The organism is Flavobacterium sp. CBA20B-1, assembly GCF_028473145.1.
Taxonomy (GTDB): Bacteria; Bacteroidota; Bacteroidia; order Flavobacteriales; family Flavobacteriaceae; genus Flavobacterium.
The window spans coordinates 2,618,633-2,632,600 of sequence record NZ_CP092370.1; the positions used below are offsets into that span (position 1 = coordinate 2,618,633).

The 13,968-nt window shown below is 33.3% G+C and carries 13 protein-coding genes; 9 read left to right on the forward strand and 4 right to left on the reverse strand.

The window, feature by feature from the left end:
* Positions 1-141: 141 nt before the first annotated feature.
* The 3 genes from MG290_RS12785 (at position 142) to MG290_RS12795 (ending at position 1,804) form a co-directional block, all read left to right on the forward strand.
* Positions 142-552, forward strand: coding sequence for an SRPBCC domain-containing protein (locus MG290_RS12785; protein ID WP_257499470.1), 411 nt, complete (start codon positions 142-144; stop codon positions 550-552).
* Positions 553-554: 2 nt separating this feature from the next.
* On the forward strand, positions 555-950 hold the full coding sequence (locus MG290_RS12790; protein ID WP_264561640.1) for a VOC family protein: 396 nt from the start codon (positions 555-557) through the stop codon (positions 948-950).
* 161 nt (positions 951-1,111) lie between these two features.
* The gene (locus MG290_RS12795; RefSeq protein WP_264561641.1) at positions 1,112-1,804 is read left to right on the forward strand and encodes an AIM24 family protein; all 693 of its coding nucleotides are present in this window, start codon (positions 1,112-1,114) and stop codon (positions 1,802-1,804) included.
* A 78-nt stretch (positions 1,805-1,882) separates the two neighbouring features.
* Here the strand turns inward: MG290_RS12795 and MG290_RS12800 are convergent, their stop codons facing one another.
* Positions 1,883-2,620, reverse strand: a complete 738-nt coding sequence (locus MG290_RS12800) for a CDP-alcohol phosphatidyltransferase family protein (protein WP_264563211.1) — start codon at positions 2,618-2,620, stop codon at positions 1,883-1,885.
* Between the two features lie 156 nt (positions 2,621-2,776).
* Here MG290_RS12800 and MG290_RS12805 point away from each other — a divergent pair, with 156 nt between their 5' ends.
* The 3 genes from MG290_RS12805 to MG290_RS12815 are packed head-to-tail and all read left to right on the forward strand — an operon-like array spanning position 2,777 to position 5,667.
* Complete coding sequence (locus MG290_RS12805; protein ID WP_413614626.1) at positions 2,777-3,811, forward strand: PorV/PorQ family protein; 1,035 nt, start codon at positions 2,777-2,779, stop codon at positions 3,809-3,811.
* Positions 3,804-4,928 carry a lipoprotein N-acyltransferase Lnb domain-containing protein gene (locus MG290_RS12810; protein ID WP_264561643.1) on the forward strand — a complete coding sequence of 375 codons (1,125 nt, stop codon included), beginning with the start codon at positions 3,804-3,806 and terminating at the stop codon, positions 4,926-4,928. The genes MG290_RS12805 and MG290_RS12810 overlap by 8 nt, the downstream gene beginning before the upstream one ends.
* Positions 4,921-5,667, forward strand: a complete 747-nt coding sequence (locus MG290_RS12815) for a tyrosine-protein phosphatase (RefSeq protein ID WP_264561644.1) — start codon at positions 4,921-4,923, stop codon at positions 5,665-5,667. The genes MG290_RS12810 and MG290_RS12815 overlap by 8 nt, the downstream gene beginning before the upstream one ends.
* 57 nt (positions 5,668-5,724) lie before the next feature.
* On the opposite strand, the gene MG290_RS12820 is transcribed toward MG290_RS12815, so the two are convergent.
* On the reverse strand, positions 5,725-8,538 hold the full coding sequence (locus tag MG290_RS12820; RefSeq protein ID WP_264561645.1) for a M16 family metallopeptidase: 2,814 nt from the start codon (positions 8,536-8,538) through the stop codon (positions 5,725-5,727).
* 121 nt (positions 8,539-8,659) lie between these two features.
* Complete coding sequence (locus tag MG290_RS12825; protein WP_264561646.1) at positions 8,660-10,393, reverse strand: aromatic amino acid hydroxylase; 1,734 nt, start codon at positions 10,391-10,393, stop codon at positions 8,660-8,662.
* Between the two features lie 189 nt (positions 10,394-10,582).
* Here MG290_RS12825 and MG290_RS12830 point away from each other — a divergent pair, with 189 nt between their 5' ends.
* The gene (locus MG290_RS12830) at positions 10,583-11,476 is read left to right on the forward strand and encodes a hypothetical protein (protein WP_264561647.1); all 894 of its coding nucleotides are present in this window, start codon (positions 10,583-10,585) and stop codon (positions 11,474-11,476) included.
* A gap of 190 nt (positions 11,477-11,666) precedes the next feature.
* Here the strand turns inward: MG290_RS12830 and MG290_RS12835 are convergent, their stop codons facing one another.
* Positions 11,667-12,170, reverse strand: a complete 504-nt coding sequence (locus MG290_RS12835) for a hypothetical protein (protein ID WP_257499481.1) — start codon at positions 12,168-12,170, stop codon at positions 11,667-11,669.
* Positions 12,171-12,304: 134 nt separating this feature from the next.
* On the opposite strand from MG290_RS12835, the gene MG290_RS12840 reads away from it, so the two are divergent.
* Positions 12,305-13,540 carry a type IX secretion system plug protein gene (locus MG290_RS12840; RefSeq protein WP_272585634.1) on the forward strand — a complete coding sequence of 412 codons (1,236 nt, stop codon included), beginning with the start codon at positions 12,305-12,307 and terminating at the stop codon, positions 13,538-13,540.
* A 35-nt stretch (positions 13,541-13,575) separates the two neighbouring features.
* Positions 13,576-13,962, forward strand: a complete 387-nt coding sequence (gene apaG, locus MG290_RS12845) for a Co2+/Mg2+ efflux protein ApaG (RefSeq protein WP_264561650.1) — start codon at positions 13,576-13,578, stop codon at positions 13,960-13,962.
* The last annotated feature ends 6 nt before the right edge of the window (positions 13,963-13,968 follow it).

Here is a 13,968-nt window from a genome sequence, read left to right on the forward strand (position 1 = left end):
TTTTTCAATTAGCAACCTAAAGTTACACATCTTAAAATGGCTTTTTGTAAAAAAAATGTAAAAATTGAGTTTTAAAACCAATATAAAATCATTTTAAATTAAGTAATTTATTACATTTGATAAAAATCATAAAATAAACAAATGGCAAAAATAACCGTATCAGTTATCATAAACAGCTCTATTGATAAAGTTTGGAATCAACTAAACAATCCAAAAGATATAGAGCAATGGAACCAAGCATCAGCCGATTGGCATTGCATGAATGCATCAAATGATTTAAAAGTAGGTGGAACGTTAAAAAGTACCATGGCTGCCAAAGATGGAAGCAGTTCTTTTGATTATGAAGCAATTTATGACACCATAATTCCCAATGAGTTGATTAAATATCACTTGTTAGATGGTAGAATGGTTGAAATTTCCTTTCAAGAAACAACCAACCAAGTGCTTGTTACAGAAACCTTTGACGCCGAAAATCAAAATTCGGAAGAATTGCAAAAGGCAGGTTGGCAAGCCATATTGAATAGTTTTAAAAAACATGTAGAAAACAATTAATTATGAGAGATTCTAAATACAAAATAGGTCAGTTTTTTTGGAGTGATTTAACTGTGCCAAATGCCAACATCTTAAAAGATTTTTATAAAGAGGTTACAGGTTGGCAAGTACAAGAAATTACAATGGATGATCAAGGCGACAGCTATGTTGATTACGCCATGATGATTGACAATGAAACACCTGGAGGTGGCATTTGCCATCAAAGAGGCGTTAATAAAAAAATTCCACCTCAATGGGTAATGTATATTAATGTAGAAAATGTAGAAGAAAGTTTAAAAAAAGCATTAAGCTTAGGCGGAAAGCTCATCCAAGAAAGCAAAAAGAAAGACGGAACTTATAATTATGTAATTGTTGAAGATCCTGAAGGTGCTGTTTTTGGTTTAGGGAATGCGCAATAATGTCTGAACTAATCACAATAAAAACTTTAATTGTCCATTGCTATGTGTGTGTTTCAACTTTTAAATGAATTTTCTATTACAAAATCTTTCAGAGAAGTCAATCTTCATTGTTTAACACATTTTTTTTATTATATTTATTGTACAAATAAAATTTAGAAATTATGGGAGAATACACGCTTGCTTCGTTTGTAGAAAAAACCAGACAAAACGAAAAAGAACACGATTATTTTGAGTTGGAAAAACCTCAAATGCTAGAAATTAATTTAAACAACCAGGCTGTTTGGACCAAAAACGGAAGTATGGTGGGGTATGTTGGTAATATCAAGTTTGAACGTGAAGGTATGCTATCTGGCGGACTGGGTAATTTATTAAAGAAAACCTTAACTGGGGAAGGTGCTAAACTGATGAAAGCAAGCGGAACCGGACGTTTATATGTTGCCGATTCTGGAAAAAAAGTACAAATATTACAATTACATAATGAATCGATTTGTGTAAATGGAAATGATATTTTAGCACATGATCAATCCATTAAAAATGAAATAACAATGTTAAAGAGTATTGCTGGAATGATGTCTGGCGGTTTGTTCCAAGTGCGATTAACCGGTACAGGGCATGTGGCAATCACCACCCATGGAGATCCTCTTACATTATTAGTGAAACCCGGCGAACCTGTTTTTACAGATCCAAATGCAACCGTGGCATGGGCTGGTAATTTAAAACCTGAACTAAAAACAAATGTATCCTTTAAAAGTTTGCTTGGTCGAGGTAGCGGAGAAGAATTTCAGATGATGTTTCAGGGCGAAGGTTGGGTCCTAATTCAGCCGTATGAAGAAGTATATTTTCAACAAAAATAAAATCTTAAAAATGTTTTAATAAAAAACCCTACTAATTGCAGTAGGGTTTCAGTTTTTTAACAGTATTCTTTGCGTATTTTATATTGATACTTTCTTCGTTTTATTCAAAATCACTGAAAGTATAATATAAAAAACAATAATTAACGGAATAGCTTCAAAACGGAAGAACAATAGCAGTAATGCACAAATTCCTAAGAATAAAAAAGTGAGTTTATTATCGCTTAAATTTTTGTTTTTTGTTTTGAGTGAAAACAAAGGCAACTCTGCATTCATTATAAAAGCACTCAAAAAACTGATTACTACCAAAACATACGGATTGCTGAAAAAATTAAATACAAAATCACTGATTGTGGTGTTCAAAATAAGCGGAATACTTAGTATAAACAAAGCATTTGCGGGGGTTGGCAAGCCAATAAAACTATTTGTTTGGCGAACATCAATATTAAATTTTGCTAAACGCATACATGCTCCTAATGTAATTACAAAGCCAATAAAAGGTACCAATTTCATATAAAATGTGTCATTGGTCACCATATAAGCAGCATTGTTTTGCTGTATGTGTGCCAACATTTGATACATCACCACTCCCGGCACCACTCCCGATGTAACCATATCTGCCAACGAATCTAATTGCACGCCCAACGGACTTGCAACTTTTAAAACTCTAGCAGCAAATCCATCCCAAAAATCAAAGAAAATTCCTAAACAAACCCAGAAAAAAGCCATTTGCAAATTGTCATCAAAAGCATAAATTAAGGCAATTAATCCTGAAAGTAAATTTAAAAGTGTAATTGCATTGGGAATGTGTTTTTTTATTGCCATGAATTTTATATTTTTATTTATTAAACAAAAATACACAATAACTTCTAAGTTTTTAGAGTTTATATATTGTAAAATTTTGTAATATTTGTAAAAATTATCTAAGTGAAAAAAGCTTTATATATATTGCCTTTACTTTTTGGTTCGGCTTTTATGCAGGCACAAACTGCACGAAAATACTCTAATGAATTTTTAAATATTGGGGTTGATGCCGCATCATTTGGTATGGCAAACAGTGTGATTGCACAAACCGGCGATGTGAATTCGGGTTATTGGAATCCGGCAGGATTGGTACATTTGCAAGACAAACAAATCAGTTTAATGCATGCCAGTTATTTTGCCAATATTGCCCAGTATGATTATGCAGCTTTCGCAATGCCTATCGATGAAAAAAGCGCTTTGGCTTTTTCTGCCATTCGCTTCGGGGTAGATGACATTATGAATACTACTGAATTAATCGATCAAAACGGAAACATTGATTACAATAGAATTTCGCTTTTCTCTGCTGCTGATTATGCTTTTAATGTTTCATATGCCCGTAAATTATCGGTAGAAGGTTTATCTTTAGGTACCAATGCAAAAATTGTGCGCCGAGTGATTGGCGATTTTGCAAAATCATGGGGTTTTGGCTTAGACGTGGGACTGCAATACCATACCGAAAAATGGAAATTTGGATTAATGGCTCGCGATATCACTACCACTTACAACGTTTGGAATATCAATGAAGCCGAATTTGAAAAAATTAGAGGAGCTGTGGAAGGTCAAAATCAAACACTCCCTGAAACTACCGAACTAACGTTGCCAAAACTACAACTTGGTGTGGCAAGAGATTTTGCATTATCAGAAAAATTTAACCTTACAACAGCTGCAGTTTTGCATACGGAATTTTACGAAACAAATGCTTTAATTTCCACTTCAGCTTTCAGTATTCAACCTTCTGCCGGGTTTGAATTTGGGTATGATCGAATGGTGTTTGTGCGTGCCGGTGTGGGTAATTTCCAAAACGAATTACAAATTGATAATTCTGAAAAAGTAACCTTTCAACCCAACATTGGTTTAGGGTTCAAATATAAAGGAATTCAGGTAGATTACGCATTGACCGACATCGGTGACCAAAGTGCATCGCTGTATTCAAACATCTTTTCACTAAAACTAGATTTAGGTATTTTTTCAAAATCAAATGACTAATTTCATTCACACGTTTAAACAACAAATGTTATGTATTATTTGTTGTTTTTCATTTTTATACACCCAATCACAACCTTCTTATTTAACAGAGCAAGCAGAAATTAGCGTTTTAACATGCGGAACAGGCGATGAAATGTACACCCTTTTTGGGCACACGGCGTTGCGAGTAAAAGATTTTAATCAAAATTTGGATGTGGTTTACAATTGGGGAATGTTCGATTTTAGAACACCCAATTTCTACAGCAAATTTGTAAAAGGCAATTTGCTTTATTACCTTGATGTGTCTTCTTTCAGTGACTTTTTTAACAGCTACACTTTAGACAACCGACAGGTTATAGAGCAAGAACTTCATTTGTCATACAACCAAAAAATGGCAATTTGGAACGATATCAACAGTCAGTTAAAAGGTCCAAAGCGTTATTACACCTACGGTTTTATTAAAAACAATTGTACCACAAAGGTGGTTGATGTGATCAATAATGCCACCCAAAAACCTTTGAATGCAAACTTTCCGGCTAATAATCATTCCTATCGATTTATTTTGAATGAAGGTTTAAATGCGCATTATTTTGAAAAATTAGGCATTAACCTGCTATTTGGATACCCAACTAACCAGCAAAATAAGTTGATCTTTTTGCCAGTAAAGCTGCAAGATGCCCTTCAATATAATCAAGAAATTGTACAAAAAGAAAAGGTACTGTATGCAAAAAAAATAGAGCAAAAAGGAATTTCACTGAATTCGGTTTACACATTGTGGGGCATTGTACTTTTAGTTGCGTTGTTTGCTTTTAAACACAGTGCTCAAAAAATCTATTTTCTAGTCACAGCCGTTTTTAGCCTGTTTTTTTTAGCAATAAGCCTTTACAGCCAACACGAAGAATTATTTTTAAATGTGTGGATTTTTTTCTACAATCCATTATTTTTTCTTGCACTTCTATTTCGTAGCATAAAAATGCTATTTGTCGCAATAGCTTTAACCGTTATAGGGCTGATTTTTATGGGACTAGAATTAATACAGGTTGCTGCACCCTTGATAACACTGCATTTGGTCTATATTGTGGCACTATTTTTGAGAATGAGAAAGATATTACCAAAGTTAAAAGTAACCAATGTTTAGTTTTTTAAAAAAGAAGAAAGCACTTAAAGAAATAATGCCCGATGCATTTATGGATATACATTCACATTTATTATATGGTTTAGACGACGGAAGCAAATCGTTAAACGATACAAAAAAATTAATTGAAAACTTAAAGTCGTTTGGTTTTGAGCAATTTATAACCACACCTCACACCACACCTTTGGTTTGGGAGAACACTAAAGAAGGCATTACACAGCAATATGAAAAAGTGAAAAGCGAATTGGGTTTTTCAACTGCACAATTCAGAGTAGCATCTGAATATTTAATGGATGATTCTTTTTTAAAACGATTAGAAAATGAGCGTTTATTATGTTTAAAAGACAATTATGTGTTGGTTGAAATGTCTTATATAAATCCGCCTATTCAGTTATACGAAATAATAATGGAACTTCAATCACAGAATTACCAACCCATTTTGGCACATCCAGAACGCTATAATTTCTATAAAAGAGATTATGCAAGTTTTAAAAAGTTAAAAAGTGCGGGATGTTTGTTTCAAATGAATTTACTGAGTAGCACAGGATATTATGGCAGCGGAATTACTGAAGTAGCCGATTATTTATTAAAAGAAAATATGTACGATTTTGTGGGAAGCGATGTGCATCACAGCAAACATATTGATGCATTTAGCAATGATTTAAAAATTAAAAACATTGATAGATTAGAAAAACTAATACCTAATAATGCATTTTTTAAGATGCATGAATCCACGTTATAAAAAAAAACTCCGATTGAAATTTCAATCGGAGTTTTTTATACCATTCAATTTAAAAAACTATTTTTTAGCAGTTTCTGGTTTTAAAACAGCTATTACACGGTTTTTAGTTAAGTATTTTTTAGCTACTTCTTGAACATCTTTCACCGTTAAAGCTTTTAAGTTCTTTTCAAAATCTAAAGCTTTTTCTGGGTTTTCTTGCTCAGAGAATGCATTTGTTAAAACGCCTAACCAATATTTGTTTTCTTTCAAAGATTTCGTGTAATCGGTCATTTCACCTTCTTTGAATTTATCTAAATCCTTTGCATCTGGTCCGTTTTGCTGAATTTTTTCAACTTCTTTCAAAGTCAATTCAATTAATTTATCAGCATCTTTTGGATTGGTTGGGTACGAAATAGAGAAATCGTAAGAACCATAAGGCAATTTGCTTAAGCTACCACGTGCACCAGCACCATACACACCGCCTTCTTTTTCGCGTAATTCTTCGATCAATTTAATCGTTAAAATTTCGCCTAAAGCTTGCATTGCTAGGTTTTCTTTTTGTGAATAAGTAGTTTCGCCACCGTAAGAAATGCGAACCGAAGCTTTGTCGTCTGTTCCTTTAAATACTTCTTTTTTGTGGATTCCTGTTTTTGCGCGGAAACCTGTATCTTTAGGTGTTTCTTTGCGATTTAAAGCAGGTAATGAAGCAATATATTTTTCCGACATCGATTTCATTTGCTCATCGGTAACATTTCCAACAAAGAAAAATTCAAAGTCGCTTGCATCTGCAAAACGCTCTTTATACAATTCGTAAGCTTTTTTATAATCGGTGTTGTCCCAATCTTTTTCTGTAGGAATTGGTGACGAGTAACGCGCATTGTGGCCATACATAAAATCTGAAAGCTCTATTTGGAAGAATACTTCCGGCATCGCCATAATGTTTGCTAAATAAGATTTTGTTTTGTTTTTTTCAGATTCAAACGCTTTTTCATCGTAATTCAAATCAGTGAAATATGCGTGTACCGATTGGAATAAAAACTCTAAATCTTTTGGTGTTGCATTTCCAGAGAAACCTTCAGTGATGCCACCCACATAAGGTGATACACGATACAATTTACCTGTATTGAATTTAGCCAAAGCATTTTGATCCATACCTGCAATACCTGCTTGTGGAACAGAACCTGATGCGTGTTGTATTTTTTTATAGGTTTCGTTGTCTATCAAGTTAAAACCACCAAAACTTCTTGCACCAAACACAATTTCATCATTTTTAAAATCGGTTTTTTTGTAGGTAACTTTTGCACCGTTTGATAGCGTTAAAGTAGTAGTACCCAACTTATCATTTTTAGTTGTATTAGTAACCTTACCTGGTTTGATTTCTTTGCGAATTAATGATTCTGCAACTACTGCATCTTCATAAGGCGTAATTTCAACTTTTGATACATCTAAAGCAGCCAATACATCTTTTTCGGTAGGTGTTTTTAATCCTTCTTTTTCAGGTCCGGTTAAGATAATCACACGGTTTTCTTCTTTGATGTATGATTGAATAACGTTGTTTACATCTTTCAATGAGATAGTTGGCAACAAATCTTTCACCAAGTTGTATTCATAATCGATTGATGGTATTGCTTCACCTTCTAAAAAGTTTCCTTGATACTGGCCAAGGTAAGCAGATGAATTGTTTTTATCTTTATCGTTAAATGCTTTTTCATAAAACGCTAAATATTCTGTTTTTGCACGCTCTAATTCAGACTGAGTAAAACCGAATCTTTTTGCACGTTCGTTTTCTATAGCCAAAACGCGTAAAGCTTCTAATTGTTTGTCTTCGCCTGTCATAGCCATTGACTGAAAAGCTTCTTTTTCGCGCCCATACATGCTGCCGTGAAAGCTGTATCCATAAACAAATGGTGGATTTGCATCGTTGGTGTATTCTTCTAAACGCGCGTTTAGCATTTGTGAAAACAATCCTTCGATTAAATCTTTTTTATAATCGCCAACCGTTGTTGAAGGTTTTGCCTTTTCGTTGTCCTTATAAAAAATTTGTACGTTTGAAGAGGTGGCTTCTTTATCAGTGTTTACAGATATAAAGGTTTCCTTGTGATTTGGAATATCAAATGATTTGCGTTCTTTTGGATTTGCAGGGTTTTTGTATTTTCCGAAATGGCTTTTAATTTTAGCTTCCATTTCATCAACATTAATATCTCCAACCACAATAACAGCCATTAAATTGGGGCGGTACCAATCTTTATAAAACTGACGAATTTCTTCGTGTTTAAATGTTTCTAAGTTTTCTTTTGTACCAATTGGCAAACGTTTCGCATACATTGAATTGTAAAGCATTTTTGGCAAATAATTCTTCATCATGCGCTCATTCGCTCCTAAACGCGTACGGTATTCTTCAATAACCACACCACGCTCATCATCAATATCTTTTCCATCTAAATTGGCATTAAATGCCCAATCTTCTAAAATCTGGAAACCCTTATCCAATTTCACAGGATCATCTGAAGGAATTGGCAAGAAATATACCGTTTCATCAAAACTAGTGTAGGCATTTAAGTGTTGTCCAAACTTCACACCAATGCTTTGAAGGTAGCTGATTAATTCATTTTTAGGAAACGTTTTGGTTCCGTTAAAAACCATGTGTTCCATAAAGTGCGCCAAACCAACTTGCTTGTCGGTTTCTAAGATTGATCCAGCGTTTAAAACCAAACGTAAATCTACTTTTTTTTCTGGTTTTCCATTTTTACGGATGTAATACGTTAATCCGTTGTCTAATTTTCCAATACGTACATCAGGGTCTGTTGGTAGTTTTTGGTTTAAATCTACAACTTGTGCCCAAATTGATGCAGGTAAGATCAAAAGACCTAAAGTAAGTTTTTTTAAGTTCATTTGTAGTATTTTAAATTTCTCAAAAATAGAAACATTTCTCTAAAAATAAAATTAGAAAGTGATAACAAAGTGTTAAAATACAAAAAAAGACTCTTTTTTACTAGAGTCTTTTAATAAAATATTACAATAAATTCAATCCGTTTGCAATTAAATGAGCCACTTCGGGTCTGTTTGCTTTTACTTGCAACAAATGTTCTAAAGCACGGTCATGAAGTGTTGGGCTTTGCTGTTTGGATAGTTCAACTATCTCAAGAGTAAGCAACCAATCTTGTGGATGTTCATGGATTAAATCATTTAAAATAGCTTCCAAATTTTCAGATGAGTGTTGTTCCCGATGACTTCTCACTTTTTGATACAAACTTTCTAAAGCTGCTCGTTCATTGGTTTTTTTCGATTTAATGGTTTGAGTGGTTGGTACATGCGTTATCATATCAAAACTGTTTACATCAGCCGGACCGGAAAAGGCAGAAACAATTTTTTTGCCCACCGCCATATCATAAGTACCCCATTCAGGTTGAAACAACACAGTTTCATTATGAGTAACGGTACAATTTTTAAAACTTATTAAAATGATTTCACCGCGCAGATTTCGAGAACCTGTAATAATTTCACCGGCTACCTTAATATCGCCTTCAAACTCTAATTCCACATAATTTCCTTCATATATATTGTATGCTTGCAAATCGCGTGGCCCCATATCTTCAATTGTTAAATTGATATGTTTTAAACGACCAATAGGGCTACCAAAACCTTCGGAGTGATAAGCTGTTCCATGGTTTACCAATTCTTTTTCTCGATAAGCCAAGGCTGTTTTCCCTGTTGTTTGAATATAAACAGGTTTACCATCGTGCTCAATCACATTAGTAAAAACACCCGAAATTTGCAAACCAGTTGAAAGTTCAATAGTTCCCAAAGCTTTAGAATGGATCAATTTTTCAACACCACTTAAACCTCCGGTTCTCAAAGCCATTTTATTGGCAAATTCTTCTAAAACCATACTCAATTCCGCAAAATCTTTAGTCACATAAAGTTGAGGTTGTGGCTTGGTAATATCAAAACCTTGATAAGCAGCATCAATACTATAAGGTATTTTTGTTACCTTATCTGTCATACACCATTCGCTTTCGCCGATTGATGACAATAATCCGGCACCATATATCTTTGGATTTTCAACAGTTCCAATTAAACCATATTCCACGGTCCACCAATGCAAATTGCGAATCAAAGCCATTTCAGATGGCTCGGTGGCTTTGGCTTGCAATTCATCTACTTTGTTGCGAATGCGTTTCAATTCACTTTCAGGCGTGCCTTCTGCTTCTTCTAAAATAGATAATTCGCGTATGGCTTCATAAATTTCATAATCGTGGGCAGATGAAATAGCTTTGCAACCAATTTCGCCAAATCGTCTTAAATATTCTGCATATTCCGGATTTGCAATAATAGGTGCGTGCCCTGCGCCTTCATGAATGATATCAGGAGCGGGTGTATATTCAATGTTTTCAAGTTGACGAATGTCAGAAGCAATAACTAAAACGTTATAAGCCTGAAACTCCATAAAAGCGTTTGGCGGAATAAAACCATCTACCGCCACTGCAGCCCAGCCAATTTCCTTTAAAATACGGTTCATACCATACATGCTTGGGATGCTTTCAATAGAAATACCTGTTTTTTTTAAACCTTCTAAATACGAAGAATGAGCAACTTTAGAAAGATAATCTACATTTTTGCGCATTACATAGCGCCATACAGCTTGGTTTATAGGGGTATAATCTTCGTAGTTTTGTGGTTTTATAAATTGTTTTAGATGCTTTGGTAAACGATCAAGTAACGGATTGGTTTCAAAATGCTCGTTCATATTTAATATAAAAGGTTTGTTATTATAAGGTTTTGAATTTCAAATGTACAGTATTTTCTGCAATTTTTAAGCTATCAGCAGTAGTTCATTTGTGTTAAATTGCATTTTTTTTGCTTTGAGTATTGTTTATTAAAAAATAATACCTAAATTAGCACTTATAAATTAACAATAAAATAATATAAATCTATTATGAAAAAAGTATTTTTATCTTTAGCAACAATTGCTTTTGTTGCTGCGGGTTCATTAACAGTAACATCTTGTGGAGGTGATGATTCTACACCAGTAACGCCTGTTGCACAGGATATTAAGTTAGCTTTGGTAACTGATCCTGCTGATGTTTATGCAGGTGAAGCATTTGAATTAAGTATTCAAGAAGCTGACGGCACACCAATTACAGGTGCTATTCTATATGCTAATGGAGAAGAAACAGATATCGAATCAGAAGATGGATCATTCGTTATCAATGGGCCTGCTGGTGAAGTTACTCTTAGTGCTATGTATAATGACAAGATGAGTAATGAAGTTGTAGTTAATGTTCAAGAAGCTGTTGTGGTACCTTCTGAAGGAACAGGTACTTTTACATACAATGGAACTACGTATGACATTGACAATAGTGTTGTTGTTTTTAGAGGCTTATTTTACAAAGATAACACACAAACCGCAGTAATTGCTAGCTGGCAAATAGAGTCAGTTTCAGGAAACACAACTGCAATTGCTAGATTTACTACTCCTGCAACTCCTGCTGGTGGTGATCAATACACTTATGAAGAGCCTACAACTACAAACACAACGGGTACAGTTACAGGTGTTTTTGAAGGTACTACATTAGCTGGACAATCTAACGAAAATGTAGTTATTAACTTTAACGCTCCTTTTGCTGATCCATTTTTCGTAGGAACATATTCTGCTTCTTCTGGAAATATCAACGGAAATCCATTTTCTTTAACTTTCGATGGAAAAACACCTCGAGTTAATAGTTCAGGAAAATCAGCTGCAAAAGGTGTTGCTAATTTTGTTTCATCTAGAAACTCTATGAATGCTGGGAAACTTTCTGTCTTAAGCAATACGATTACTGTTAAATAATTAAGAGTCTTTAATTAAATAAAGATATTGAAGTTAAGGTTGGGTTAGAATAATTTTCTAACTCAACTTTTTTTATTTAGTAGTGCTTAATAAAATTATTAGATAAATTTAAAGTGTTTTTATTTGATAAAAAAAACTGCCCCAAAATTATATTTTGAAGCAGTCCAATTTTTTTCGTTGAAACGTCCTATTATCTGGTTTTTAAATCATCGCTAGTCAATACAGCTTTGTTTTCTGCTTTTTTAATAGCACCATCCTTAACTGTAATTGTTTTCGTTTTAATTTCTTCTTTAGCTTTTTCTACTTTTTTTTCTGCATTTTTTACAGTATTTTTAGCAGCAGCTCCAGCTTTATTAGCAGCAGCAGTTGCTTCTTGTTTTACTTCTTCTGCTGTAGAAATTGCTTCTCCTTTTAAAGTAGCTAATGCAGCTTTTGCATCATTTAATTTTTTAGTAGCTGCTTGTTTTTCTTCTACTGTAACAGCTTTTTTCAATTCTTCTTCCGCTTCCTTGATTTTTGATTCTAAAGATTCAACTGTTTCAGCAACTTCTTCTTTAATTTCATTCAAGGTGTCTTTTGCTTGTTCTGTAATTGAATCTAATTTGTTGTCTAAGTTTTCTTGTGCGGCATCTTTTTTACAAGATGTGAAAACTAATCCACCAATAACTGCTAATGATAAAACGATTTTTTTCATAATAAATATTTTATTTAAATTTAACTGCAAAATAAAACAATTTAATCGAGTGTTCGTAAAAAATATTAAAAAAAATTAAACCCATGATTTGTAAATGATTAGTATCTTTACAACAATCACCTAAAATTGATGGTATGAAAAAAAATATACTCTTCTTTTTATTCTTCATTTTAACAACAACAAGCTATGCTATCGCTGACCCTTACTATATAAAATCGGTTTCGTTTCATCAAGGAAACGAGTCGTTAATTCCCATTTTTAGATTGAATGAATCTTTTGTTTTTTCTTTTGATGATTTAACTGGTATTGAAGCTGATTATTACTACAAAATTGTGCATTATACACGAGATTGGAAACCATCAAACCTTAAAGTAACTCAGTACATCAGAGGTATTCAACCGTTGCGGATTGCGTCGTATCAAACATCGTTTAACACTTTACAACCTTTTGTTCATTATTCGGTGCGGTTTCCAAATCGGGATACCAAAATTTTACTATCTGGGAATTATATGTTGGAAATTTACAATGATGCCAACGAAAAAATTATTGAACGCCGATTTGTTTTGTATGAAGACTTAACAACAGTAGCAATGGAAATTAAAAAAACACGTAATTTGGATGTTGCTCCTGCCAAGCAAAACGTATATCTAACTATTGATTTTGGTGAAATGCAATTGCAAAATCCTAAAAAAAATGTGCAAATAGTGATTTTGCAAAATGGACAATGGTTTAACGCCTTAACCAATCTGCAACCGCAATACATGATTGGAAATCAATTTCAATATCAATACGACCAAGAAACTAATTTTTGGGCTGGAAATGAATATTTGTTTTTTGATGATAGCGACATTCGGCAAGTGAACAACAATGTAGAACGAATCACACGAACCGATCTATTTCAGGTTTATCTTCGACCTAAATTTCCTTTAAAAAATAGCAACTTCTACACTTTTTATCAAGATATAAACGGTGGTTTTAAAACCAGAAATGCTTTAAGACAAAACAATATCACCGAAGCAGATTATGCCTGGGTGTATTTTACTTATAAATTAGAACAGTTACCTGACTCACAAGAATTGCACATCGTGGGCATGTTTAACGATTATCAAATAAATGTCGATTCCGAATTAAAATTCAACGAAAGCGAAAAAGCATATAAAACGGCATTGCTTTTAAAACAAGGATTTACAAATTACAAATATGTGGTAACAACAACAAACGGAAAAGTTTTGGAAGAACTAAACCCCGATGGTAATTTCTTTGAAACAGAAAATCAATACCACACATTGGTTTACTACAAAACCGAAAGCGACCCATACGATCGCATTATTGGTTTAGGAAAAGCAGACAGCAAACTTATTACCAATTAAAAATTTATTTGTAATTTTGAATAAATTTCTAAAAAATGGTTTCAAAAATCACAAGAGGAATAAAAATTATCGTTAAAGTAAAATATGTAAAACAAAGTTTGCATTTAAACAATCTTGTGAATTTTTTTAATTACGAAATAAGTATTCAAAATCAAGGAAACGATGTAGTGCAACTTCTGCGACGTTGTTGGGTTATAAAAGATTCATTAAACGGAGTAGAAACAGTAGATGGGGAAGGGGTAATTGGAAAAAAACCAATCGTAAATCCCAATGAAACCTTTCAATACACATCAGGTGCTTATATTTTAGGATTTATAGGAAGCATGCAAGGCTATTTTACATTTGTTAATTTTAGCAATTCGCAGATTTTCCATGTAAAAATTCCTTTATTTAATATGAGTGTTCCATATATATTCAACTAAAAATTA